This is a genomic window from Nioella nitratireducens (assembly GCF_001879715.1).
GTDB classification, from domain to species: Bacteria; Pseudomonadota; Alphaproteobacteria; order Rhodobacterales; family Rhodobacteraceae; genus Nioella; species Nioella nitratireducens.
This window is the reverse complement of sequence record NZ_MNBW01000010.1, coordinates 131,259-154,439: the sequence shown is the minus strand read 5'-3', so window position 1 is coordinate 154,439 and position 23,181 is coordinate 131,259. Positions and strand designations below refer to the sequence as shown.

Genomic DNA, 23,181 nt, shown 5'->3' with positions numbered 1-23,181 from the left:
TTTCGTTAAGGTTAACACCCCCCCGCGTGCCCCGCCTTCTTCTTGGCGAAAATACTCCCGCCGGAGGCATAAAATCTTGTTCCCGCCCGCTGCCAAGGGCACAAACAGGGACAAAACAGGAGGACGCGATCCCATGACCCCGCAGACGCTGACAACGCATCAGGGCCGCACCATCGCCTTTCACCAGACAACCGGGAAAGGGCCGGGGGTGGTGTTTCTCGGCGGTCTCAAATCCGACATGCAGGGCACCAAGGCGGTCCACCTGGAGGCTTGGGCCAAGCGCAGCGGCCGCGCCTTTCTGCGTTTCGACTATTCCGGGCATGGCGAAAGCTCGGGCAGCTTTACCGACGGCTGCATCGGTGACTGGGCCGAGGATGCCGAGGCCGCGATCCTGACGCTCACCGAAGGCCCCCAGGTTCTGGTGGGCTCGTCCATGGGCGGCTGGCAGGCGCTGTTGATGGCAAAACGACACCCCGAGATCTTGGCCGGCCTCGTCGGTGTCGCCGCGGCCCCCGATTTTACCGAAGACGGGATGTGGGCAGGCTTTTCCGACGCGCAAAAGACCGAGATGGAGCAGACCGGACGTGTGGCGCTGCCCTCGGACTACGGCGACGCCTATGTCATCACCAAACGCATGATCGAAGACGGGCGCAACCAGTTGGTGCTGCGGTCCCCGCTGCGCATCGACGCGCCGGTGCGGTTGTTGCAGGGCACGGCGGATACGGATGTGGACATGTCCGTGGCGCTGCGGCTGCTCGACCATCTGGAGGGCGACGATGTGCGGCTGCATTTGGTGAAAGGGGCCGATCACCGCTTTTCCGATGACGATTGCCTCGCGCTCATCGTCGGCGCGGTAGAGGAGGTGCTGGCCCGTGTTTAGGTGGATAAAACGTCTTGGCCTCGGCGTGATCGGCTTGATCGCGCTGCTGGCCGCCGCACTGGCCTTCGGTCCGCGCGACGAGGTGGCCCGTCACGGTCCCGCATCGCAGGTAGAGGACGCAGAGGCGGTTCTGGCAGCCCATGAAGCGGCGTTCGACGACATCACGCCGGGGGCGGAAGGGCGCATCGTTTGGGCTGGCACGCCGGGCGACCGCACGCCGCTTGTGGTGCTTTACCTGCACGGCTTTTCCGCCACCGCCGAGGAACTGCGTCCCGTGCCCGACCGCGTGGCCGAAGCGCTTGGCGCAAACCTGGTTTTCGCCCGGTTGCGCGGCCATGGGCGCGACGGGGCGGCCCTGGCGGTTGCGCGGGCGGGGGAGTGGGCGGATGACGCGGCCTTTTACCTGCAACTGGCCCGCGCCGTGGGCGACCAGGTGCTGATCCTCGGAACCTCGACGGGCGCGACGCTGGCGGCCTACGCGATGACCGAGCCGGACATGGCCGAGGATGTGATCGGGGTGGCGATGATCTCGCCCAATTTCCGGGTGGTCGACCCGGCGGGCGTGTTGATGGAACTCGGCTTTGCGCGCTCCTATGTGCCGCTTTTGGTGGGGCCGGAACGGTCCTTTGAGCCGTATAACGCCGATCAGGCCCGCTATTGGACCACGCGCTATGGTTCGCCCGTGCTGGCCAGCCTCGGGGCGCTGATGCGCGAGACGCGCGGGCGCGACTACGGGGATGTGACTGTGCCGCTGCTGGCGATGTTTTGCGTCCGCGATCAGGTCGTCTCTCCCGACGCAACGCGCGAATTTGTCAGGGGCTGGGGCGGGGCGGTCACGGTGTTGCCGCAAGATCCACCGACCGAGGGCATGGACCCGTCCTGCCACGTGATTGGCGGGGACATCCTCAGCCCGGCAATGACCGGGCCGATGACCGACGCCATCGTGGACTGGGCCGCGGACTTTACCGATTGATCCATTTGGCGATGGCCAGCCGTGCGCGATGTTGCCCCCCGGCCCGCCACGGGAGGCGGCAGCGGGGGTGTTCCGGGCGACGGCACCGGGGAATGTGGTGCGCGACCGGCACAGAATTTGTGCGGGTGGGCGGTTGACCGCCGGGGAATGCGCAGGACGGCTTGACCCGTCCCGTGTGCTGGCCGCAGATGGCCCAAGATCCGAGTCATTCGAGGGAGTGTGTGGTGGAACCTGTCCTTTTCCTGCCCGGGTTCATGAGCGATGTGCGGCTGTTCGGCCCACAGGTCGACGTCATGTCGCGCCACCGGCCCGTGCAGATTGCCCCGCTCTTCGGGTTGGACACGGTTCGGGACATGGCGCAACGGGTGCTGGAGTCGGCCCCGGAGCGATTTGCCCTTGTCGGGGCCTCGCTTGGCGGCATGGTCGCGATGGAGGTGCTGCGCCGCGCCCCCGAACGGGTCACGCGTCTGGCCCTGATCGCGACGGACGCCTTGGCGGAAAGCCCCGGTATCGCCGCCGCGCGTGAAGGCATGATGACCCGCGCGCGCGCCGGGCGGCTTGATGATGCGATGGCCGAAGCCGTGCCTGTCGCGGCACTTGCCCCCGGCCCGGAGCGGGGCGCGATCTGTGATCTGGTGCGCGAGATGGGCCGTGCGGCGGGCGCGGAGGCGTTCCAAAGCCAATCCCGCGCCATGCAACGCCGCCCTGATCAGCAAGGCACCTTGCGGCGCATTTCGGTGCCTTGCGTGGTGATCTGCGGTGAATGCGATACCCTGATGCCGCCACGTCGGCATCAACTGTTGTCCGACCTGATCCCCCGCGCGCATCTGGTGGTTCTGGAAGAGGCCGGGCACCTGCCGAGCCTGGAAAAACCCGGCGAGATGCAGGACATACTTGAGGCTTGGCTGACGCTTTAGTCAGGCTTTGGGGCCAGCCGCGGCGGGGCAATGGGCTGGCCGTCGCTGTCGAAAAAGGGGGTCTGCCGCCAGCGGCCAGACAGGCGTGCGGCGACCGTTCGTTTCAGGAACCGCCAGATCACCTTGCGCCCGTTCTGGTGGCGTTGCTTGCCGTCCGGCCCGGTGACAAAGCCATGGGCGACGATCGGACCGAGGGGCGCAGGGTCGGTCAAGGTGTGGACGAGAATGCCGGCAAACGGCAGGCCGGGGCTGCTGAACGTGTTGGCGATTGGCGTGTCACAGCAGCGCGCTGTCCAGCGATACAGCCCCTTCGGCGAAAGCTGCATCGGCTGCAACTGGTCGGCACCTGCGGTGATCTCGACCCGGTCGGGGGTCGTCTGCCATATATCGACCCCCTCGGCTGCCGCGTCCCCGAGCCCGGAAAGCTGCATCGCGCGGCGGCAGCTGTTGCAATGGCACATGGCATGGGTGCCCTCGGACGGGCGCACATCGTGCAGCAATCCGGTGACGGTGCCGCAGCGGCAGGTGAACGGGCTGGGCTGACCTGCCGCCATCGGTCTTATTCGGCAGCTTCGGAAACGCGAGAGGTGCCGGAATTCGCGTCGATGAAATTCAAAACCAGCGGGCGGATGTTGGTGCGCCAGCTTTTCCCGGCGAAAATACCGTAATGGCCGGCATTGGGTTCAAGGTAGTTGGCTTTCTTCTCTTCCGGCAGGCCGGTGCACAGGCGCAATGCGGCGACACATTGTCCGGGTGCCGAGATGTCGTCCTTGCCGCCCTCGACGGTTTTCACAGCCACGGTGGTGATCTTGCCGATATCCACCCGCTTGCCGTTCACGGTGAATCGATTCTGTGCGATTTCGAGGCCCTTGAAGATTCGTTCCACCGTTGAGAGGTAGAATTCCGCCGTCATGTCCATGACCGCCAGATACTCGTCATAGAACTTGTTGTGCTTGTCGTGTTCCTTGGCGTCGCCCTTGGCGACGCGCAGGATCTGGTCGGAAAAGGCCTTGGCGTGTTTTTCGGCGTTCATCGCCATGAACGAGCTGAGCTGTTGCAGCCCCGGATAGACCATGCGGCCCGCGCCCATGTAGTTGAAGCCGACCCGCTGCACGACATGGCGTTCGAGCGTGCCCATTGTGACACGGTTGCCGAAATCGGTCACGTCGGTGGCCGCAGCGTCGGGGTCGATGGGGCCGCCGATCAGGGTTAGTGTGCGGGGCTGTGCGTCGGGGTCTTCCTCGGCCAGGTAGGCGGTGGCGGCCAGCGCCAGCGGAGCCGGCTGACAGACGGCGATCACATGGGTGTCGGGGCCCATTTCGCGCAGGAAATCAACAAGGTAGAGCGTATAATCCTCGATGTCGAACTTGCCCTCGGACACCGGGATGTCGCGGGCATTGTGCCAGTCGGTGATGTAGACATCGCAGTCGGGCAGCAGGCTGACCACGGTAGACCGCAGCAGCGTCGCATAGTGGCCCGACATCGGCGCGACCAGCAGAACCTTGCGGCCGGTCGGCTCGCGGCCCTGCACATGAAAGCGGATCAGGTCACCGAAGGCTTTGGGCAGCACGCATTCGACCTCGATGATGTGGTCGCGGCCGTCGTCGCCGGGAATCGTATAGATGTTCCAGTCAGGCTTGGCGATCATGCGCTCGAAGCTGCGCTCCATCACCTCGCCCCAGGCTGCGGTAAGCTTGAACATTGGATTCGGGATCAACCCGAGCTGCGGATAGGAGCACATCGCGCGCGCCGTGGACCCGAGCCATTGGTTGGTCACACGGATCGATTCCATCATGTCGTAGGTAAGAAGATGTTTCATCGCGTCGTGACTCCTGCAAAACTAGGGAACGACCGGTCCGATAGCCGGACCCGGTTCATTTCGTCGCTTTGCCCCCTCACCCTGGCAAGGCTTACTATGCAAATGCAGCATTGAGAGGGCAAAATCAAGCATGGGACAGCAGCCTGAAGGAGGAGAGGCCGAAATGGGGGACAAGCTTGAAACGCTCAACGCCAACCTGGCCAAGATGGAAGAGCTGTCAAAACGGCTGGTCGCCGCACTTGGACAAAAGGATGGAACCCACGATGCCGGGCTGACCGGGCCGGGGCAGGATCTTTACGTCAAGGCGGGCTCGGCCCTGTTCAATGACATGATGACCAACCCCACGAAGATGATGGGCCAGCAAGTGGCCTATTGGTCCAAGGCAGTCGAGAATTTCATCGAAACGCAACAGGCGCTTGCCTCGGGGCAGTTCGATCTGCCCGAGGATGACGACGACGCCCCTGCGGACAAGCGGTTTTCCAACCCGATGTGGCGCACACATCCCTATTTCCGGTACGTGCGCAAGCAATACGAGCTGAATTCCGAGGCCATCGAACAGGCCGTGTCGGAACTGGACGGTCTGGACGGCAAGGAACGCAGCCGGGTCGAATTTTTCTCGCGCCAGATCATCGACCTGTTCTCGCCGACCAACTACCTCGCCACCAATCCCGATGCGTTGCAAAAGGCGCTGGATACCGACGGGCAGAGCCTTGTCGACGGGATGGAAAACCTCGTGCGTGATATCGAGACCAATGGCGGTGAGCTGTTGCCGACCCTGTCGGACCCCAATGCCTTCGAGGTTGGCGGCAATATCGGGACAGCGGACGGCAAGGTGGTCTTTCGCAACCGGATGATGGAAGTCATCCAGTACGCCCCCACCACCGAAACCGTGCATCGCACACCGTTGATCATCTTCCCGCCGTGGATCAACAAGTTCTACATCATGGACCTCAAGCCGCAGAATTCCTTGATCCGCTGGATCGTGGACCAAGGCTATACGCTGTTTGTGGTGAGCTGGAAGAACCCCGATGAGAGTTATGCCGAGGTGGGGCTGGAGGACTATGTCGAAGAGGGATATTTCGAGGCGATCCGCGTGGCGAAAGAGATCACCAGCGAAAAGCAGGTGAACGTGATCGGCTATTGTATCGCGGGCACCACCCTGTCGGCGGCGCTGGCGGTGATGCAGAAACGCGGCGACAAATCCGTGCGGTCAGCCACGTTCTTTACCACGCTGACGGATTTTTCGGATCAGGGGGAGTTCGTGGTCTTCCTGCAAGACGACTTCGTCGACGCGATCGAACGGCAAGTAACGGAGAAGGGCATTCTCGACAGCTTCTTCATGTCCAAAACCATGAGTTTCCTGCGCTCCAAGGATCTGGTCTACGGACCCGCCGTGCGCAGCTATATCATGGGCGAAGCCCCGCCCGCGTTCGACCTGCTGTATTGGAACGGCGACAGCACCAACCTGCCGGGCCGCATGGTTATTCAGTATCTGCGGCAGCTTTGTCAGGGAAATGAGCTGGCCGAAGGTGGCTTCAAGATCCTTGGCGAGACCGTGACGATCAAGGACATCAAGCTGCCGGTCTGTTCTGTCGGCACCAAGACCGATCACATCGCGCCGTGGAAGAACTGTTATCGCGGGTTCGAGCAATTCGGTAGCCGCGACAAGACCTTCATCATGTCCGAGTCCGGCCATATCGCCGGGATCATCAACCCGCCTTCGAAGAAGAAATATGGCCATTTCACCAACCCCAAGGTCAAGGGCACCCCGGATGAGTGGCTGGAGGGGGCCGAGTTCCACGAAGGGTCGTGGTGGCCGGTTTGGGAAGACTGGCTGAAGCGCCGGTCCGGGGCGCAGGTCGAGGCCCGAAATCCGGGTGAGTCGGGCTATGCGCCGCTGTTGGACGCACCCGGAAGCTACGTTCTGGAAGGCAAAAAAGCCTGATTTTCAAGGGATTGTGAAATAATTGCTGCGGTGCAGAAAAAACTTGATTTTCTGCACCGCAGCATTCATATTGTTTGCAGACGCAGAACAGAAACCTTCCAGTCCCACACCGGACAAACAGGAGATAGACAGATGGCCAAGACCAACGATTTCACCAAATACGTCAACGAAGCCATGGCAGCTTTCCCGGTTGACATGTCCGCCTACAACGAAGCCTTCAAATCGCAGGCCGCGCTTGGCGAGAAGTTCTCGAAAGTGGCTCTGGAAGCCGCTGAGAAGTCGACCGAGATCTCGACCCAGTGGACCAAAGACACCCTGACGAAACTGGCCGACGTGACCAAGGTCAAGGACGAGCCGACCGCCTACACGAAATCCATGACCGATTTCGCTTCGGCTCAGGCTGAAATGTCTGCCGAGACCCTGGCCGCCTTCGCTGAAGTCGCCAAGAAAGTGCAGATGGAAACCGTCGAGCTGATGATGGCTGCCGGAAAGGAAGCTTCGGAAGAAGCCACCGCAGCCGTCAAGAAAGCCACCTCGGACGTGACCACCGCTGCCAAGAAAGCCGCAACCGCCGCCTAAGGCCAAGCGATCGGCTCATTCGCTCGAATCTCCTCCCGTTTCGAGTGATTGCCAGAGGACGGACCCGCACCGCGGGCCCGTCCTTTTTCTTTTGTTCGCCCAAGCGATTGCTTTTTGTGGATAAGGGACTAGGCTCGCCTTTGCTGCAATGCAGTGAAAGGGACAAGGAGGTTGCCATGGCTGAGACCGATGCACCGCTGCTGATCAAGCGATATGCCAGCCGCAGGCTCTACAATACCGAGACGTCAGATTATGTGACCCTCGAAGACATCGCGGGATTCATCCGCGATGGCAGGGAAGTAAAGATCGTTGACCTTAAGTCAGGCGATGACCTGACCCGCCAGTATCTGCTGCAAATCATTGCAGAACATGAAAGCCGTGGCGAAAGCGTGCTGCCGATCGGGGTGCTCACCGACCTCGTGCGCAGCTACACCACGCAGGCGCATAGCGTCGTGCCGGAATTTCTGGCGATGTCCTTCGACTTGCTGCGCGACGGCCAGTCGAAAATGGTCGAGAACATGGCCGCGATGAACCCTTTGGCGTCGATGCCCGGCTTCGAAGCGATGCGCGCGCAGCAAGAAGCCTTCATGAAGGCGATGACCGGCGGAGTGTCCGGTCAGTGGTCGGGGCCGGGCACGGGCGACTCCGAAGAGTCGGACGGCGCCGAAGACGAGCTGTCGCAAATCAAGAAGCAACTGGCAGAGCTTCAGTCGAAACTGTCCAAGCTTTGACCGCAAAGGGCCAGATTTTCCGGAAAATCCGTCCCGCCCGTAGCGGATGATTTTTTGTGAAAAATCTGCCGCTTGGGTGAGGCAAGCTTTTCTGAAAAAGCGCGCCTCAGGTTCCGTAGGCGCGGGGTTCGATCTTGACCTCTTCCGCCGCGGCCAGCAGCGCGCTTGCCACGACGTCGAGATCGGCCTTGGTCAGGCGGGCCGGTAGGCGCACGTCGCAGGCGCGCATCAGCATTGCCTTGGTCTGCGGCAACTCGGGCTGACCGCCGGGGATGAACTGCCAGTTCCAGAAAGCGCGGGCGTTGTCCGTGGACAGGCCGAAAATCTGAACCTTCACGCCCCGTTCGGCCGCGGATTGGGCAAAGGCGCGGGCCTCTTCATCGCTGGCAAACCCAACAAGGTTGAACTGGATCGAATCCGGCGCCCGCTGTTCCGGTCCAAGGGCCGGCGGCACGCGCAGCCACGGCGACGCGTTCAACAGCCTGGCCACGTAGTCATGATTGGCGCGGCCATCGCGCACGCGGCGGCCTACTTCGGGCAACTGCGAACGGACGATGGCGGCGGACAAGTTCGACAGGCGCAGGTTGTAGAGTGGCAGCTTGTTTTGCCAGCGGGCAAAGGCGGCGGCCAGATCACCAGTGTTGTCGCCCTCGGGCGCCTTGTGCTTGGCCCAGTTATGCTCGTAGGCGCCGGACATGATGACCGCGCGCGCCACCAGATCGGCATCGTCGGTGATCAGGATGCCGCCTTCGCCGGAATTGATCAGCTTGTAGGACTGAAAGCTGAAACAGCCGACCCGGCCAATGGTGCCGATTTTCTGCCCGTGCCACATGGTGCCGAGCGAATGCGCAGCGTCCTCGACCACGGGCACGCCTGCCGCATCGCAAAGCGCCATGATCGCATCCATATCCGAGGTGTGGCCGCGCATGTGGCTGATGATCACCGCGCCGATTTCATCGGTCAGTTTCGCGCGGAAGTCGTCCATGTCGATGCGGTAGTTATCCGCCACCTCGACCAGCAAAGGCTGGCAATTGGCGTGCACCACTGCCGACGGCACGGCGGCGAATGTGAAGGCGGGGATCAGCACCTTGGTGCCCGGCTTCAGCCCGAGACCCAGAAGCGACAGGAACAGCGCGGCAGAGCAGGACGAGACAGCCAGCGCGTATTTGGTGCCCATCATGTCGGCAAATTCACGCTCCAACAGCGAGACGGGGGCGTCTTCCGGCGCGGTGTAGCGGAAAAGGTCGCCTGATTGCAGCAGCCGTTCAATCTCGGCGCGGGCAGAGTCAGGGATCGGCTCGGCGTCATAGACATTGGGGGCGAGCGCCATGATTTCACCTTTTTGAAAATCTCAATTTCGATTTTCTTTACATCGGATTCGTGAAGTTTCAAAGACAGAACGCGACGTCGTTCGGTCGGAACCGGCAAAATGACGCGGATCAGGGCCGGTTTTTCAGGAAATGCGCGGCAATCTGGGTGCCTATGGTGGCGTCTGCGATAGGGGTGGCAAGGCGGTCGCGCGCGGCTTGCATCACGTCGGCAGGCACTGGTCCGTCCGCCAGATGGGTCAACATGACCTCCATCACCTCGCGGTTGAATTCGGGATGCGGCTGAAAGCTGACGATCGTGTCACCATAGGCGAGGCCAGCATTCTTGCAGCGTCGGGACCGGGCAATGACCTGAGCGCCCGGCGGGATTTCGGTCACCTGATCCTGGTGCCAGGCGTTGAGGCTGAACAGCGCCTCGCCCATCTGATAGCCTTCCGGCCCGACCGACCAGCCGCCCGAGAATTTCTCCACCGTGCCGCCAAGCGCCTGCGCGATGATCTGGTGACCGAAACAAATGCCCACCAAGGGACGCCCGCTGGCCTGGATCTGCGCGATGAAATCTTGCAGCGGGCCGATCCACGGATGGTCCTCGTAGGCCCCGGCGGTTGACCCGGTGATCAGCCAGCCATCGGCCTCGTCCGGGGATTTGGGCAGCACCATCTGTTCGACAGGGTAGGTCTGGTAGGCAAAGCCGTTACCGTCCAGCAAGCGCGCGAACAGCCCCTCGTATGGGCCAAGAGCGGCGGCAATCGGGCCGGTGAATTGTTCGGCCAAGAGGATGCCGATGCGCATGGGATCACCGTATCAGGTTGGGCCGGTAGCGGATCTTGCGACGGCGTTCGGCCGGCAGATGGCGGTTAAGGCGGCGGTTGATCAGCCCGAAGACCGTAATCACTGTCAGGGTCAGCAGAATGAAGAAGACGGCCACGATCGGGTAGGGGACGAAAGGGTTGAACGTCCGGTCTGCGAAATAGCTGGCGTAATAGAGCGCGTCCCCCTGCTGTCGAAAGGCCGGAAAGCCCGAGAAATAGACCAGTGTCGTTGCGTGGAAGAGGAAGATCGCCTCGTTCGTGTAGGCGGGCCATGCCAGCCGCATCATGGTGGGAAAAACCACTCGGCGGAACCGCTTGAACCCGGTCATGCCATAGGCGTCGGCGGCCTCCAGATCGCCCTTGGGAACCGAGCGGAGCGCACCGTAGAAGATTTCCCCCGCATAGGCCGCCGTGTTGAGGAAAAGGACGATCAACGCCCCCAGCCATGCACGCGAAAACGGGTCGGTCAGCCAACTGATGTCGACCACGCCGTTGGCCGTCTGAATCTCCTCGGGCAGGCGCACAAGCGCGAAATAGGCCAGAAAGAACTGGATGAAGAGCGGCGAGCCCCGGAACACGAAGATAAACCATTCCGCCGGTTTGCGGATCAGCGCCGGCCGCGCGTTCTTGGCCACTGCCACTGTCACGGCCAGGAAGAACCCGAAGAACAGCGCCAATGCCCCGAAATAGATGTTCCAGATCATGCCCGAGCCGATCAGGGTGATCTGTTCGCACAGGCCAATATCGCCGCGCGGCAACAGGCGTTCCCCCATCCCGAGCGAGCGGAGCCCATAGGCCTGGATCGTCTCCCAACAGCTCATGCGGCGGCCTTTCGTTGCGCTTCGCCGCCCATCGTCGCCTGTCCGTGGCTGAGCCGACGGGTGATGCGGGACAGCACGGTTTCCGAGATCTTGGTGAAGCCGAGGTAAAAGACCAGAAGGGCGAGGAAATACCAAAGTCGCCAGTCGGGATGCGGATAGGCGAATTGCGAGGTGCGGCTGCCGCCCAGTTCCCGTGCCCAGTAGACGATATCTTCGACCCCCAGCAGGAACAGCAGCGGTGTGGCCTTGATCAGGATCATCCACAGGTTTGACAGCCCCGGCAACGCGTAGACCCACATCTGCGGAACGAGAATGCGCCAGAAGGTCTGGCGACGGGTCATGCCATAGGCTTCGGCGGTTTCAAGCTGCGCGTGGGGAACGGCCCGCATGGCGCCGAACAGAACGTTCGAGGCGAAGGCGCCGAACACAATCGAGAAGGTGAAGACCGCGATGAAATAGTTATAGGTCTCGTGCACCCATTGCGGGGCCGAGTTGAGTGGAATTTTTGCCGCCTGACAGACGATAAAGTTCGCGCCCTGACGGATCGGCTCATCCCAATCGGGGCAACGGATCTGGTGATTGACCCATTCCAGCGCCTGATCGAGGGCGATCACGAAAAACAGGAAAAAGGCGATGTCCGGCACGCCGCGCACCATCGAGGTGTAAAGCTTGCCCAGCCATCTGAGCGGCGCAATGTGCGATCGGCTGGCCGCCGCGCCGATGAAACCGAAGGTCAGCGCCACGGGGGCGGTGATCGCCAGCAGCGTCAGAACGGTGACAAAGCTTTGGTAAAACCGCAGGTGAACGCCGTTTGTCAGGTAACAGGCGAACCACTGGCCGGTTTCGAGCGAAGAGGGATCGGCGCAGAATTCGAACATCGGACCTCGGAGGGGTTGGCGCGCGGCAGGGTCGGCCCGCCGCGCGCCGGGTTCAGATCAGTCGTACAGCGGAACGCCTTCGCCGAACCATTCCAGCAGCAGGGCGTTCAGACTGCCGTCCTCTTTCATCGAAGTGATGGCCGCATCGAAGGTGGCGCGCAGTTCGGTATCTGTTTCGCGCAGGCCCATGCCGATACCGCCGCCAATCGACACCGGATCGCCCACCACCATCAGGTCGGGGTCTTCGTCGGTGATGTCGGTCAGGAAATCCCCGTCGGCAAAGACCGCGTCGGCCTCGCCGTTGCGGACGGCGGCCACGGTTTCATCGGCGGTGGCGTATTCCAGCAAGGTGGCCCCGGAATCGGCGATATAACCCGACTGGATCGTGTTGGCCTGCGCCGCGATCACGCCGCCCATCAGGTCGGCATCCGCATCCATGGCGACATAGATCGACGGGGTTGCCGGAATGTAGTCTTGGGTGAAGTCGATCACCGCATCGCGTTCCTCGGTGATCGACATGCCGGCGATGATGGTGTCGTAGTTGCCCGAGGTCAGATTCGGGATGATCGAATCCCAATCGTTGGTCACCCACACGCAGGTCAGACCGGCGCGGGCGCACAGCTCGTCGCCCAGAACCCGTTCGAAGCCGTCAACCTCGCCATTGTCGTTGACGAAGTTATACGGGGGGTAGGCGCCCTCGGTGCCCATGCGGATGGTGCGGTCCTGCGCCAAGCCAACACCTGCGGAAAGCGTCAGGATTGCGGCGGAAAGGATGAGTTTTTTCATTTGGATACTCCCTGATTTTGGTCGTCTTATTGTGACGTTGTGTGGCTGAGAAATTGTTGCAGCCGCTCCGATTTCGGATTGCCGAAGAGCTCGTCCGGCGGCCCTTCTTCTTCGATGCGGCCCTGATGCAGGAAGACGACGTGATCGGACAGATCGCGCGCCAATCGCATATCGTGGGTCACAAGGATCATGGTGCGCCCCTCGGCGGCGAGGTCACGGATGACCTTGACCACCTCTTGCTCCAGTTCGGGGTCGAGGGCCGAGGTCGGTTCATCGAACAACAGGGCGCGCGGCCCCATGCACAGGGCGCGGGCAATCGCCGCCCGCTGTTGCTGCCCGCCCGAAAGCTGCGCGGGCCAGGCATCGGCCTTGTCGCCGATCCCCACCTTGTCCAGCAGGGCACGGGCGCGGGTTTCCACCTCGACCTTGGTCTGGCCAAGAACCGTCACCGGGGCTTCCATCACGTTTTGCAGGATGGTCATGTGCGCCCACAGGTTGAACTGCTGGAACACCATCGACAGGTTGGTGCGGATGCGCCTGACCTGCGCGGAATCGGCGGGCACGCGGTGATGGGCATTGCCCTTCCACGTCACCTCTTCTCCTTCGAAGAGGATGCGCCCCTCCTGGCTGTCTTCCAACAGGTTGGCGCAGCGCAAAAGGGTGGATTTGCCGGAACCGGACGAGCCGATCAGCGACACCACGTCGCCTGCATTGGCGCACATGTCGACGCCGCGCAGCACATGCAGGTTGCCGAAGCTCTTGTGCAGACCGGTGATTTCGATGACGGGCGGTGCTTTTTCAGTCACGCTTGTTGTTCCCTGTAGACTTTAGGGATTTCTGCGCAAAAACTGCGCAATTGCAACGTGCATCTGCCGGTGGACCCTAGGTCACCCGACGGAAATGCCCGTCAGACGGGCAGATCGCCGGGCGATGGCGGGATCGGCAGCGCCATGTAAGCGCCGAGGTTGATCCGCGCGAATCCCCTGATCCCAAGGGTTTCCTTGTGCGCCTCGGGCAATGCGGCAAAGCCTTGCTCGACGGCGGCCCGCAGCAGGGCAGGGTCTTGTGCCATCCCGGTGATATAGGGCGTGGCCGGTGTGGGACGGGTGCGGTCGCGTTCGACCAGGTGGGCGACGGTCGGCTCATAGCGTTGCAACAGGCGCCATGTGTGCGCATCGACGGCAGCCAGATCGACCTCACCGGCCAAGAGCAACCGCACCGATTCCGCGTGGGCACCGGAGATTCGCGGGCGGTTGATGGCGACACCCCGGTCGCGGGCGTAGCGGTTGATCGAGCCCCAGCCGGACTGGCTCTCGGGTTCATTTATCGCAAGGCGCAGGCTCAGCAACGCGTCTACCGGGCGCTCGGCCAGTTCGGGCCGGGTCAGCAGCACCGAATTGTAGTGACCCGGCGGGCAGCCCGGCAGGCCGGTGTCGGGGGTGAAGATCAATTGCACCTTGTCGTGCAGCGTGGTGCGGACCGGCAGCCCGCAGGTCTGCGAGAACAGCAGGTCGGGGCTGGTCCACATCGCCCAAAGCTTCGGTTCGTCCCGTTTCAGGGCCTCGGGAGCGGCGACACCATGGTCGCGCAATGCGTCGCGGATGAGGGTCCAGAACCCGTCGGTGGCATCCCGCATCTCGGGGCGGTCGTACATCGGCAGCGAGGCGTGCAGGGTCATGAATCAGCCCTCGCTTTCGACCCGCTGGCGGGCCAGTGCGCTGTCGCGGTCGTTTACGCCAAGCAGGTTGGCGGCAAGACGCAGCAGCGCGTCCTCCTCGTGGTCGCGTTCGCCATCGGCCAGCACCACCGACCAAAGCGCCTCGATCACGCCTTCGCGGTCCTCGTAGGGTACGGCATCCTTGATCGCACGGGTGAAGCGGACGGTGTCGGGGGCCTCGGATTCCAGCACCTCGGCCTCGCCGCGCAGCTTGGTCGCCTCGAACGGAGACAGGCTATGGCGTTCGGCGAGGATGCGGTCGATGCGCCGGATCTCCTCGTCATCGTAAGACCCGTCGCTGCGCGCGATCCGCACCAGCAGGGCCGCAAGCGCAAGGCGAGCGTCGTAATCGGGCAACTGGGCCGGGGCGGGCGCCGTCAGGCGTTTGATCAGATCTCCGAACATAAAGCGTCAGATAAGCCCCCGGGCCGGAACTGCCAAGCAGGTTCTCTTACACATTTGGGGGAGCGATCTGCCCTGACATGACCGGAACCGCCGTGCCCGCGATGCGGATCGCGGCGATCTTGCCGCCGTCGCAAGCCACGGTCAGGCCGATTTCCGAGCGGCGCCCCATCTCGACCCCTTGGATCAGCGAAAACTCGGTCTCGCCATCCGGGTCCAGGTCGCCGCCCAGCAAAAGCTGTGCCGCCAATATGGCCGAGGCAGAGCCGGTGGCCGGGTCTTCGGGAATGCCATGGTCTGGGGCGAACATGCGGGTCCGGAAGGTGCGTTCGCCTGCGGGCGTGTAAAGGAAGACCGATTCGTTGGTGTTGCGCGCCAGTTCCGCCCAATGCGGCTGCGTCGGTTTCGCGGCAGCCAGCCCATGCGGCCCCGCCAGTGGAACGAACAGGAAATCGGGCCCGGCCTTCCATACTCGCGGGACGTGGCGGTCGCCATAGCCGATCTGGTTGGGCGACAGGCCAAGCGCGGGGCCGATCAACTCGGCACTGGTGTCGCCGCCAAGTGGCACGGGCCCCTGCGGCGCGGTGAACTGTGCGCGGACGATGCCGTCTTGGCGCACCACGCGGACAGGGACCAGCCCGGCCTGCTCCTCCAGCGTGATCAGGGTCTCAAAATCCCCGTCGCCGTGCTGTTGCGTGGCAAGGTGAATCGCGCAGCCGATGGTGGGGTGCCCGGCAAAGGGAATTTCGGAGGTGGGAAAGAAAATACGCACGCTGGCCGTGTGGGCCGGGTCGTCGGGCGGGCGGACGAAGATGGTTTCCGACAGGTTGAATTCGCGTGCGATGGTCTGCATTTGCGATGTGGTCAGGGCTCCGGCCTCTTCCACGATGGCCAACGGGTTGCCGGTATAGGGCGTGTCCGTGAACACGTCGTAGGTGGCGAAGGGCAGGGACGTCATGAATACCTCTGGCGATCTATGCGCTCAGTTGGTCCTGATTTCTGCTGGCGATGCAACCCTCGCGCACAATGGGGCGCCGAAGCGCCCCATTGTGTTGCAGCAAAATGGACAGATGTCAGAAATGCATCGCGATGCCGATCGAGACCGTGTTGGTGTCGAACTCTGCACCCGGAGGGCCCGAGTCGAGATCGAGGATGCTGTGGGAAAACTCGATACGCCCGGAGAGGTTTTCGGTGAACATGTGCTCGACACCCAGACCGAAGGTCGCCCCTTCGGCGCCAATGCTGGTGGCAAGGGTCGAGGGCTGAACATCCACGGTCTGGTAGCCGACGCGACCGTAAATCATCGTGCGGTTGATCACGTAACCCGCCCGGGCGCTGATGGTCAGGGCGTTTTCGAAATCGAGCGTGACAGCCGAGCCCGAAATACCATGCGCCCCAGAGGCGCCATAGCTGAGTTCGCCACCGACGACCCAGTCATTGCTGAGGGCATGGTTGTATCCGGCGAACAGGCTGTAGCCAAAGGCCGAGTCGATGGTGTTGGGAATGAAATTCGCGTCGGGAGAGACAGATCCGAGCGACAGACCGCCATAGAACCCATCGAACATCGCGGCGTCAGCGAAGGCGGCAGGGGCCGAGGCAAGGCCAAGTAAAAGAGCGGCAGCGGCGGAGGAAAGAGAGGTAAAGGTTTTGGTCATGGAAAAGTCTTTCTGTGGATGCCGGAATGCTCGGCGGTGAAACGAGCACGGTTTGAATTGCTTACAGGCATAGGTCGCGGCAGCGCTGCTTGTGGTTCAAAGAAAAAGCCCCCGCGACCGGATCGGGCGCAGGGGCTGAATTGGTGTCTGTTTTCAATGGATTGGGCGTCACACCAGCCGCGAGTTGTCCTTGGCGGCCCGAACGAAATCGGCAAATAGTGGATGCGGGTCGAAGGGTTTGGACTTCAGCTCGGGGTGGAACTGGACGCCGATGAACCACGGGTGGTCCTTGACCTCGACGATTTCCGGCAGGCGGCCATCGGGGGACATGCCCGAGAAGATCAGGCCCTGATCCTCAAGCGCTTCGCGATATTTGATATCGACCTCGTAGCGGTGGCGGTGGCGTTCCTCGATCGAATTGCTGCCATAGACCTTGGATACCAGCGAGCCGTCCTTGAGCGACGCGGTATAAGCGCCAAGCCGCATGGTGCCGCCCTTGTCGTCATCGAGGTTGCGTTTGACGGTGTAGTTGCCCTGCACCCATTCCTTGAGGTGATAGACAACGGGGGTAAAGCGTTTCTTGCCGGCCTCGTGGTCGAACTCTTCCGACCCGGCATCACCCAGGTTGGCAAGGTGACGGGCGGATTCGATGACCGCCATCTGCATCCCCAGACAGATGCCGAGATAGGGCACCTTGCGTTCGCGGGCGAATTGCGCGGCCTTGATCTTGCCCTCGGTCCCGCGCTCGCCAAAACCGCCGGGCACGAGGATGGCATCGAAATCTTCCAGATAGGGGGCGGGGTCTTCGCGTTCGAAAATCTCGGCGTCGATCCACTCGGCCCGGACCTTGACCCGGTTGGCCATGCCGCCATGGGTCAACGCCTCGGCGATGGATTTATAGGCGTCTTCCAACTGGGTGTATTTGCCGACGATGGCCACCTTCACGTCGCCCTCGGGGTTGTGCACGCGGTCGCTCACATCTTCCCATTTGGTCAGGTCGGGCTTGGGGGCGGGGCTGATCCCGAAGGCGTCCAGAACCGCCTGATCGAGACCCTCGTTGTGGTAGGCGAGCGGCGCGTCGTAGATCGAGGACAGATCCTGCGCGGCAATGACGGACTCGGATCGGACATTGCAAAAGAGCGCCAGTTTCTCGCGTTCCTTGGCCGGGATTGGCCCTTCGGAGCGGCAGACGAGAATGTCGGGGGCCAGCCCGATGGAGCGCAATTCCTTGACCGAGTGCTGGGTCGGCTTGGTCTTCAGCTCGCCGCTGGCCTTGATATAGGGCAACAGCGTAAGATGCATGAAGATACATTGCCCGCGCGGTTTATCCTGCGAAAACTGACGGATAGCCTCGAAAAAGGGTAGGCCTTCGATGTCGCCGACGGTGCCGCCGATCTCGCAGAGCATGAAATCCACGTCGTTTTCGCCGATCGAGATGAAATCCTTGATCTCGTTGGTGACATGCGGGATCACCTGAATGGTTTTGCCCAGGTAGGCGCCCTTGCGCTCTTTTTCGAGCACGTTGGAATAGATTCGGCCCGAGCTGACGGAATCGGTCTTGCAGGCAGGAACGCCGGTGAAGCGTTCGTAGTGGCCGAGGTCTAGGTCGGTTTCGGCGCCGTCGTCGGTGACGAACACCTCGCCATGTTCAAAGGGCGACATCGTGCCCGGATCGACGTTCAGGTAGGGGTCGAGTTTGCGCAGCCGCACAGTGAAGCCACGGGCCTGCAAAAGGGCGCCGAGCGCAGCCGATGCCAGACCTTTCCCAAGCGACGAGACGACCCCGCCGGTGATGAAAATGAAGCGCGCCATTTGGTGCAAAGTCTCCCGTGCCGGACCGGCGCCTCAAAAAAGCAAATCCCGGTCCTCAGTTCCCATATCACGGGATTTGAGGATAACAGGATTCGCGCGGACAAGGCAACCCGGCCGCTATATGATGTTGGAGGATGGGGCCGAAGCCCCAAGATTTACTGGGTTCAGTCGGCCCGTGGCGGGACCAGCGGGGCGTCTGCGGCCGGCGGCACCAGCGGCGTGTCGGTCGGCAGGGCCGGGGTGTCGGCCGGGGCGTCCGTCGTGCTCGCGGGGACCGTGTCGGAAACGCGGTCGAGCACCGAGGTGCCGGTCGAGTTCTGTGCCGAGATGATGGTGAGCGTGATCGAGGTGGCGAGGAAGGCAATCGCGAAGCCCCAGGTGATCTTGCCAAGGGCCGTGGCGGCCTGACGGCCGGTCATCACACCGCCGCCGCCGCCCATGCCAAGTCCGCCACCTTCAGACCGTTGCAGCAGCACAACCCCGATCAGACAGATGGCCAGGATCAGGTGGACGACGAGGATGACGTTTTCCATGAGCGAGCTTCCCGGGCCTTGAATTCTTTGCGCCTACTTATGAGATGCGGCAGCCTGCCGCAAGAGGTTCATTATGCAGATGCGGCACCGGGGCGGGCTGCAACCGGCGGTTGCCGCGCCGGGCCAAAACCGGGTGTCGCCATGCGTGCACCCCCGTACACCCCCTGTACACCCCCCGTACAGACGGAAGGCGCCTGTCGCGGGCGGGGGCCGGGGCCGCGCCGACCGGTGCGATGCATCCTGACGCGGGGCGCAGTTTCCTGTTTCACCGGACCGGGCGCACCGCTATACACGCCCCGGTTTGAGCCCGGAGAGACAGGAAGGACCCTCTATCATGGCCAATGTGGTTGTCGTGGGCGCCCAGTGGGGTGACGAAGGCAAAGGCAAGATCGTCGACTGGCTGAGCGAGCGTGCCGACGTCATCGCCCGCTTCCAGGGGGGGCACAACGCCGGACATACGCTGGTGATCGACGGCAAGGTCTACAAGCTGCACGCGCTGCCGTCGGGCGTGGTGCGGGGGGGCAAGTTGTCGGTGATCGGCAATGGCGTGGTTCTGGACCCGTGGCACCTGATGGGCGAGATTGAAACGGTGCGCGAACAAGGGGTCGAGATCACGCCCGAGACGCTGATGATCGCGGAAAACACCCCGCTGATCCTGCCCATCCATGGCGAGCTTGACCGCGCCCGAGAGGAAGCGGCCAGCACCGGCACCAAGATCGGCACCACCGGGCGCGGCATTGGACCGGCCTATGAAGACAAGGTGGGGCGCCGCTCGGTTCGGGTGGCCGATCTGGCCGATGACGCGACGCTGGAGGCGCGGGTCGACCGGGCCTTGCAGCATCACAACCCGTTGCGCCGGGGGCTTGGCATCGAACAGGTGGACCGTGACGCCCTGATCGCCCAGCTCAAAGAGATTGCGCCGCAGATTCTGGCCTTTGCCGCGCCGGTCTGGAAGGTCATGAACGAGAAGCGCCGCGCGGGCAAACGCATCCTGTTCGAGGGGGCGCAGGGCGCGCTGCTGGACATCGACTTCGGCACCTACCCCTTCGTGACCTCGTCCAACGTGATCGCGGGACAGGCGGCGACGGGCGTGGGGATCGGGCCGAATTCGATCGACTTCGTGCTGGGGATCGTCAAGGCCTACACCACGCGTGTCGGCGAAGGCCCGTTCCCGACCGAGCTGGAAGACGCCGATGGCCAGCGTCTTGGCGAGCGCGGGCATGAGTTTGGCACCACAACGGGCCGCAAGCGCCGCTGTGGCTGGTTCGATGCGTGTCTTGTGCGCCAGACCTGCGCGACCAGTGGAATTAACGGCATTTCGCTGACCAAGCTCGACGTGCTGGACGGGTTCGAGACGCTGAAAATCTGTGTCGGTTACGATCTGGACGGCAAGCGGCTGGACTACCTGCCGACCGCCGCCGACCAACAGGCGCGCTGCACGCCCATCTACGAGGAAATGCCCGGCTGGTCGGACTCGACCGAAGGGGCGCGGTCCTGGGCCGATCTGCCTGCGAATGCGATCAAGTATGTGCGCCGCGTGGAAGAGTTGATCCAGTGCCCTGTGGCGCTGCTGTCGACCAGCCCCGAACGCGACGACACGATCCTTGTCACCGATCCGTTTGCCGACTGATGGCCCTGTCTTACAAAGCCCGGCGACGCTGGTCGCTCGTCATCCTTCTGGTTGGGCTGCCGGTCTATATCGGGCTGGCTTGGTTCTTGCTGAGCCTGTTCGAGCGGCCGTCCATCCTGCTGGAACTGGGAATATATATCGCGCTCGGCGTGGTTTGGGCCGTGCCCTTCCGCGCCGTGTTCAAGGGGGTCGGTCAGGCCGACCCCGACGCGTCGTCGGACGAGTGACGCCAAAGGCCGGGGCTGCGGGCAGCGCCGGTCGGAAACGGTCCTGTGATAACGGGATCAGCGGCGGTGGTAGGGCGAATGCCGGGTCAGGCGGAACTGGCCGCGGCTGACTTTTTCGATCTCTGCGTCGTTGATCAGGATACCGAACACCCGCAGCGCGTCTTCGCGCCCGGCGGTGTCGTTCGAACCCGCGATGATCATGCGGATGATCTCGGAGCGCTGGAACACCTCTTGGCCCATCACGTGCGTCGCGTAGCCGGTCGCGGCAGCGGCGATGTCGCGCAGGTCGCTGGCGTCCTGGGCGACGAGGTAGTCGGCGAAGGTCTGGGGCTCGTCCGGTTGCGGTTCGGCGACGGCGGTCGGTGCCGGGCGGGCCGGGGCCACCGGTCGCGGCAGCATGGCCTCGGTCCGGGTCTCATCCTCGGGGTGTTCGGCGATGGCCGCGTTGCCGCGCACGATGCGGCGCGGGCGAACGACCGAGGCGCGCGGGGCGCTGCCACCGCTGCTTGAATCGACGCGCAGTTCCGACACCAGAACCAGCGGCGTCTGGCGCGGGCGATTGGCGGCGGCGGGCCGGTTCGAACGGCGCTGACCATCCTTCTGGACCCGGCGCGGGCGCATGACCTGTGCCAGATCCTCGCGGTAGCGGGCGGTGTCGTCCTGCGGTTCCTGCGGGCCGGTCAATTGTTCTTCGGCAGCGCGTGCGGCGACGGCGGCCTTGAGATGTTCGATATTGGCGCGGCGGCGGGCGTTTTCATCGGTGGACAGGCGGCTGTCGGTGGCGTCGAAGAGACGGCTGACATTGGCCTCGGTTACGTCGGCCTCGCCTTCCATGTGCTGGCGGCGGGCGGCGCGTTCGGCCCGGCGGGCCTGGCGTTCTGCCTCGATCTGGGCCAGTTCGCGCTGAAGATCGGCCTCGGCATCCGGGGCGAGGGTGGCTTCCGGTTCGGCCTCGGCCTCGGCTTGCGGGGTGTTGTCGGCGTCGGCCTCGTCGTCGGCGGTTTCGGTTTCCTGCGGCGGACGGCCCCGGATGACCCAGACGCGCGGGTTGCGCTGCGGCTGGGGGGCAGCTGCCTGTGCGGCGGCCTGCGGATCTTCGGCGGGCTCTGGCTGCGAATCCTCTGCGGTCTCGGGGGCCGCTTCGGGCTGCGAGTGATCGTCCGGTTCGGCAGGGGTGTCTGCGGTCGGTTCGGCCTCGGCCTCGGTGTCTTCGACGGCCTGCGCTGCGGCGCTTTCTGTGGCCGGGGCGGCGGCGGTGTCTGGGGTGTCAACCTCGGGGGCCGCGTCAGCGGCGGGGGCCTGAGTAAAAGGGGCGCTGTTGTCTTCGTCCTCGCTGTACTCGGCGGTCTCCGGGGCGTTTTCCTCGGCTTCTTCCATGGCCACGACACGGCGAATGCGGGCGAGCTTGGCCGCGACGCTGTCGGGGTCGGCATAGGAGGGGCTGGATGCAGGGGCCTCGTCCGGCATCGGGGCGGCGTCGTCTTGTGCGAGGGCGGGCTCTTCAAGCGTTGCTTCGTCGGCCTCGTCCGCGGCCATATCAGGGGCGGGGGCGGGTTCTTCTATCTGCGCGATGCTGTCTTGGTGCGAGACCAACGTGTCGTCGCCAGCCTCTGCGATCCGCTCGGCCAGATCGTCCTGGTCTTCGTCGCGGGGTATGACCTCTTCGGCCTCAGCTTCCGGTTGAACGGCCGCGTCCTCGGCGGAGTCGCGGTCGTCCGAGGCCATCGCGGACAGCACGGCAGAGATGGTGTCTTCTCCGCTGGTGTCGTGTTCTTCTTCCATGGTGGCGGTGTCGCCGGACGCGGCATCGTCGGTCGCGCCGGTGTCGGCCTGATCCGTTTGGGGCGCGTCGGCGTCCGATGGGATCGGGGCCATGGCGGCGGCGGCGGCGAAGCCTGCCATCGTGGCGGCGCTGGTGATGGCGGTGCTGGGGCGCGACGGGTGCGCGGCGGCAACTTGGGGCGGTTCGGCATCTGTGTCGGCGTCGGGTGCTTCGGCACCGTCCTCGGTCGCCCGGTCGTCTTCGGTGGTGTCAAAGCCCGCGTCGAGATGCACGTCCACCGGTTCCTCGAACGAGGCGGTCAGCGGCTGGTCCTGCGGGGCAGGGTCTGCCGCGCGGTCTTCGGTCGAAGGCTCTTGCGCGGCGGGGGCGGCTGCCTCGGGGGCATCGTCCTGCGCGGCGTCGGTTTCCGGCAGCGCCTCTTCTTCTTCGGGCGCGCTTTCTTCCGCGATCGTATCCGGGGCGTCCGTGGCCGGGCTGGCCTCGTCCGTCGCGATTTCGGCGTCTTCCATGGCGGGTGTGGCGGCTTCGGTCACGTCCCCGGCGTCGAGCGGCTGGGACTCTTCCTCGGCGCTGTCCTGCGGGCCCTCAAGATGCGGGCGCAGCAGCAGGCCGCTTTCTATAATACGGGCGTCAACGCGAGATTTGATCGCCTCTTCGGTGATGCGGTGCAGCATCTCGGTGTCCGGCGTCGGCGGTTCGGCCCCGAAAAAGCGGTCTCCGGCTGCCAGGTCACGGAAGTATTCCGCGATGGCCTTCATCGCCGAGAACGGATCGTCGAACCCTTCCAGCGTACAGGAAAAGGTGCCGTAGGAGACCGTCAGAATTTTGTTTTCATCACTCATAGGGTCAATCTCTGCTCGCCCGGGCTCGGTCCCGGAATTTACCATCTTCTCAAAAGGTGTAACAAACGTATTCCAGTCAAAGGCGACGTCATTGGGGCTATTCGGTGATTT

23 protein-coding genes are annotated in these 23,181 nt (G+C 63.4%); 8 read left to right on the top strand and 15 right to left on the bottom strand.

Going from position 1 to position 23,181, the window contains the following annotated elements; translation table 11 throughout:
• Positions 1 to 133 precede the first annotated feature (133 nt).
• The 3 genes from BKY27_RS12125 to BKY27_RS12115 all read left to right on the top strand — a co-directional run bounded on the left by BKY27_RS12125 (position 134) and on the right by BKY27_RS12115 (position 2,770).
• Positions 134 to 880: an alpha/beta hydrolase gene (locus tag BKY27_RS12125; RefSeq protein ID WP_071674749.1), complete on the top strand. Its 747-nt coding sequence runs from the start codon at positions 134 to 136 to the stop codon at positions 878 to 880.
• The gene (locus tag BKY27_RS12120; protein WP_084667958.1) at positions 873 to 1,853 is read left to right on the top strand and encodes an alpha/beta hydrolase; all 981 of its coding nucleotides are present in this window, start codon (positions 873 to 875) and stop codon (positions 1,851 to 1,853) included. The genes BKY27_RS12125 and BKY27_RS12120 overlap by 8 nt, the downstream gene beginning before the upstream one ends.
• 224 nt (positions 1,854 to 2,077) lie before the next feature.
• A complete protein-coding gene (locus BKY27_RS12115; RefSeq protein ID WP_324609998.1) occupies positions 2,078 to 2,770 on the top strand; it encodes an alpha/beta fold hydrolase in 693 nt (230 codons plus the stop codon).
• Here BKY27_RS12115 and BKY27_RS12110 read toward each other — a convergent pair.
• The gene (locus BKY27_RS12110) at positions 2,767 to 3,324 is read right to left on the bottom strand and encodes a DUF6151 family protein (RefSeq protein ID WP_071674747.1); all 558 of its coding nucleotides are present in this window, start codon (positions 3,322 to 3,324) and stop codon (positions 2,767 to 2,769) included. The two genes, BKY27_RS12115 and BKY27_RS12110, sit on opposite strands and share 4 nt — an antisense overlap.
• A 5-nt stretch (positions 3,325 to 3,329) precedes the next feature.
• The gene (gene phaZ / locus BKY27_RS12105; RefSeq protein ID WP_071674746.1) at positions 3,330 to 4,589 is read right to left on the bottom strand and encodes a polyhydroxyalkanoate depolymerase; all 1,260 of its coding nucleotides are present in this window, start codon (positions 4,587 to 4,589) and stop codon (positions 3,330 to 3,332) included.
• Between the two features lie 163 nt (positions 4,590 to 4,752).
• Here phaZ and BKY27_RS12100 point away from each other — a divergent pair, with 163 nt between their 5' ends.
• The 3 genes from BKY27_RS12100 (at position 4,753) to phaR (ending at position 7,844) form a co-directional block, all read left to right on the top strand.
• Positions 4,753 to 6,534, top strand: a complete 1,782-nt coding sequence (locus BKY27_RS12100; RefSeq protein WP_233491828.1) for a PHA/PHB synthase family protein — start codon at positions 4,753 to 4,755, stop codon at positions 6,532 to 6,534.
• A 132-nt stretch (positions 6,535 to 6,666) separates the two neighbouring features.
• Entirely contained in the window at positions 6,667 to 7,113 is a 447-nt protein-coding gene (locus BKY27_RS12095; protein ID WP_071674744.1) for a Phasin, read from the top strand.
• Between the two features lie 176 nt (positions 7,114 to 7,289).
• Positions 7,290 to 7,844 (top strand): polyhydroxyalkanoate synthesis repressor PhaR, encoded by a 555-nt coding sequence (gene phaR, locus BKY27_RS12090; RefSeq protein ID WP_071674743.1) that lies wholly within the window; start codon positions 7,290 to 7,292, stop codon positions 7,842 to 7,844.
• A gap of 106 nt (positions 7,845 to 7,950) precedes the next feature.
• On the opposite strand, the gene BKY27_RS12085 is transcribed toward phaR, so the two are convergent.
• The 12 genes from BKY27_RS12085 to secG all read right to left on the bottom strand — a co-directional run bounded on the left by BKY27_RS12085 (position 7,951) and on the right by secG (position 18,588).
• Positions 7,951 to 9,174 carry a DegT/DnrJ/EryC1/StrS family aminotransferase gene (locus BKY27_RS12085; protein ID WP_071674742.1) on the bottom strand — a complete coding sequence of 408 codons (1,224 nt, stop codon included), beginning with the start codon at positions 9,172 to 9,174 and terminating at the stop codon, positions 7,951 to 7,953.
• Positions 9,175 to 9,283: 109 nt separating this feature from the next.
• Positions 9,284 to 9,964, bottom strand: a complete 681-nt coding sequence (locus BKY27_RS12080; protein WP_071674741.1) for a type 1 glutamine amidotransferase — start codon at positions 9,962 to 9,964, stop codon at positions 9,284 to 9,286.
• 4 nt (positions 9,965 to 9,968) lie between these two features.
• Positions 9,969 to 10,805 carry an ABC transporter permease gene (locus BKY27_RS12075; RefSeq protein WP_071674740.1) on the bottom strand — a complete coding sequence of 279 codons (837 nt, stop codon included), beginning with the start codon at positions 10,803 to 10,805 and terminating at the stop codon, positions 9,969 to 9,971.
• Entirely contained in the window at positions 10,802 to 11,683 is an 882-nt protein-coding gene (locus tag BKY27_RS12070; RefSeq protein ID WP_071674739.1) for an ABC transporter permease, read from the bottom strand. Before BKY27_RS12070 ends, BKY27_RS12075 begins: the two co-directional genes overlap by 4 nt.
• Positions 11,684 to 11,740: 57 nt before the next feature.
• Complete coding sequence (locus BKY27_RS12065) at positions 11,741 to 12,469, bottom strand: transporter substrate-binding domain-containing protein (protein ID WP_071674738.1); 729 nt, start codon at positions 12,467 to 12,469, stop codon at positions 11,741 to 11,743.
• 26 nt (positions 12,470 to 12,495) lie between these two features.
• A complete protein-coding gene (locus BKY27_RS12060) occupies positions 12,496 to 13,275 on the bottom strand; it encodes an ABC transporter ATP-binding protein (protein ID WP_071674737.1) in 780 nt (259 codons plus the stop codon).
• 101 nt (positions 13,276 to 13,376) lie between these two features.
• Complete coding sequence (locus BKY27_RS12055; protein ID WP_233491827.1) at positions 13,377 to 14,147, bottom strand: phosphate/phosphite/phosphonate ABC transporter substrate-binding protein; 771 nt, start codon at positions 14,145 to 14,147, stop codon at positions 13,377 to 13,379.
• Positions 14,148 to 14,150: 3 nt separating this feature from the next.
• Positions 14,151 to 14,591, bottom strand: a complete 441-nt coding sequence (locus BKY27_RS12050; protein ID WP_071674736.1) for a tellurite resistance TerB family protein — start codon at positions 14,589 to 14,591, stop codon at positions 14,151 to 14,153.
• 46 nt (positions 14,592 to 14,637) lie between these two features.
• Entirely contained in the window at positions 14,638 to 15,546 is a 909-nt protein-coding gene (locus BKY27_RS12045) for a PhzF family phenazine biosynthesis protein (protein WP_071674735.1), read from the bottom strand.
• A 115-nt stretch (positions 15,547 to 15,661) separates the two neighbouring features.
• Positions 15,662 to 16,243 carry an outer membrane protein gene (locus BKY27_RS12040; RefSeq protein ID WP_071674734.1) on the bottom strand — a complete coding sequence of 194 codons (582 nt, stop codon included), beginning with the start codon at positions 16,241 to 16,243 and terminating at the stop codon, positions 15,662 to 15,664.
• 168 nt (positions 16,244 to 16,411) lie between these two features.
• Positions 16,412 to 18,055 carry a CTP synthase gene (locus tag BKY27_RS12035; protein WP_071674733.1) on the bottom strand — a complete coding sequence of 548 codons (1,644 nt, stop codon included), beginning with the start codon at positions 18,053 to 18,055 and terminating at the stop codon, positions 16,412 to 16,414.
• 164 nt (positions 18,056 to 18,219) lie between these two features.
• Positions 18,220 to 18,588: a preprotein translocase subunit SecG gene (gene secG / locus BKY27_RS12030; protein WP_071674732.1), complete on the bottom strand. Its 369-nt coding sequence runs from the start codon at positions 18,586 to 18,588 to the stop codon at positions 18,220 to 18,222.
• 334 nt (positions 18,589 to 18,922) lie between these two features.
• Between secG and BKY27_RS12025 the strand changes: the two genes are divergently transcribed.
• Both BKY27_RS12025 and BKY27_RS12020 read left to right on the top strand, forming a co-directional pair.
• Complete coding sequence (locus BKY27_RS12025) at positions 18,923 to 20,218, top strand: adenylosuccinate synthase (protein WP_071674731.1); 1,296 nt, start codon at positions 18,923 to 18,925, stop codon at positions 20,216 to 20,218.
• Positions 20,218 to 20,445: a DUF2842 domain-containing protein gene (locus tag BKY27_RS12020; RefSeq protein WP_071674730.1), complete on the top strand. Its 228-nt coding sequence runs from the start codon at positions 20,218 to 20,220 to the stop codon at positions 20,443 to 20,445. The genes BKY27_RS12025 and BKY27_RS12020 overlap by 1 nt, the downstream gene beginning before the upstream one ends.
• Positions 20,446 to 20,502: 57 nt before the next feature.
• Here BKY27_RS12020 and BKY27_RS12015 read toward each other — a convergent pair whose 3' ends face one another.
• Positions 20,503 to 23,070: a prolipoprotein diacylglyceryl transferase gene (locus BKY27_RS12015; protein ID WP_071674729.1), complete on the bottom strand. Its 2,568-nt coding sequence runs from the start codon at positions 23,068 to 23,070 to the stop codon at positions 20,503 to 20,505.
• Between the last annotated feature and the right edge of the window lie 111 nt (positions 23,071 to 23,181).

Bases quoted from the DNA above. Each gene is read 5' to 3' on its own strand.
- BKY27_RS12025 (WP_071674731.1), top strand. From the start codon at position 18,923: ATGGCCAATGTGGTTGTCGTGGGCGCCCAGTGGGGTGACGAAGGCAAA.
- BKY27_RS12015 (WP_071674729.1), bottom strand. From the start codon at position 23,070: ATGAGTGATGAAAACAAAATTCTGACGGTCTCCTACGGCACCTTTTCC.
- phaZ (WP_071674746.1), bottom strand. From the start codon at position 4,589: ATGAAACATCTTCTTACCTACGACATGATGGAATCGATCCGTGTGACC.
- BKY27_RS12095 (WP_071674744.1), top strand. From the start codon at position 6,667: ATGGCCAAGACCAACGATTTCACCAAATACGTCAACGAAGCCATGGCA.
- BKY27_RS12100 (WP_233491828.1), top strand. From the start codon at position 4,753: ATGGGGGACAAGCTTGAAACGCTCAACGCCAACCTGGCCAAGATGGAA.
- BKY27_RS12070 (WP_071674739.1), bottom strand. From the start codon at position 11,683: ATGTTCGAATTCTGCGCCGATCCCTCTTCGCTCGAAACCGGCCAGTGG.
- BKY27_RS12085 (WP_071674742.1), bottom strand. From the start codon at position 9,174: ATGGCGCTCGCCCCCAATGTCTATGACGCCGAGCCGATCCCTGACTCT.
- BKY27_RS12045 (WP_071674735.1), bottom strand. From the start codon at position 15,546: ATGACGTCCCTGCCCTTCGCCACCTACGACGTGTTCACGGACACGCCC.
- BKY27_RS12080 (WP_071674741.1), bottom strand. From the start codon at position 9,964: ATGCGCATCGGCATCCTCTTGGCCGAACAATTCACCGGCCCGATTGCC.
- BKY27_RS12055 (WP_233491827.1), bottom strand. From the start codon at position 14,147: ATGACCCTGCACGCCTCGCTGCCGATGTACGACCGCCCCGAGATGCGG.
- BKY27_RS12065 (WP_071674738.1), bottom strand. From the start codon at position 12,469: ATGAAAAAACTCATCCTTTCCGCCGCAATCCTGACGCTTTCCGCAGGT.
- BKY27_RS12040 (WP_071674734.1), bottom strand. From the start codon at position 16,243: ATGACCAAAACCTTTACCTCTCTTTCCTCCGCCGCTGCCGCTCTTTTA.
- BKY27_RS12110 (WP_071674747.1), bottom strand. From the start codon at position 3,324: ATGGCGGCAGGTCAGCCCAGCCCGTTCACCTGCCGCTGCGGCACCGTC.
- BKY27_RS12020 (WP_071674730.1), top strand. From the start codon at position 20,218: ATGGCCCTGTCTTACAAAGCCCGGCGACGCTGGTCGCTCGTCATCCTT.
- BKY27_RS12075 (WP_071674740.1), bottom strand. From the start codon at position 10,805: ATGAGCTGTTGGGAGACGATCCAGGCCTATGGGCTCCGCTCGCTCGGG.
- BKY27_RS12050 (WP_071674736.1), bottom strand. From the start codon at position 14,591: ATGTTCGGAGATCTGATCAAACGCCTGACGGCGCCCGCCCCGGCCCAG.
- BKY27_RS12125 (WP_071674749.1), top strand. From the start codon at position 134: ATGACCCCGCAGACGCTGACAACGCATCAGGGCCGCACCATCGCCTTT.
- phaR (WP_071674743.1), top strand. From the start codon at position 7,290: ATGGCTGAGACCGATGCACCGCTGCTGATCAAGCGATATGCCAGCCGC.
- BKY27_RS12035 (WP_071674733.1), bottom strand. From the start codon at position 18,055: ATGGCGCGCTTCATTTTCATCACCGGCGGGGTCGTCTCGTCGCTTGGG.
- secG (WP_071674732.1), bottom strand. From the start codon at position 18,588: ATGGAAAACGTCATCCTCGTCGTCCACCTGATCCTGGCCATCTGTCTG.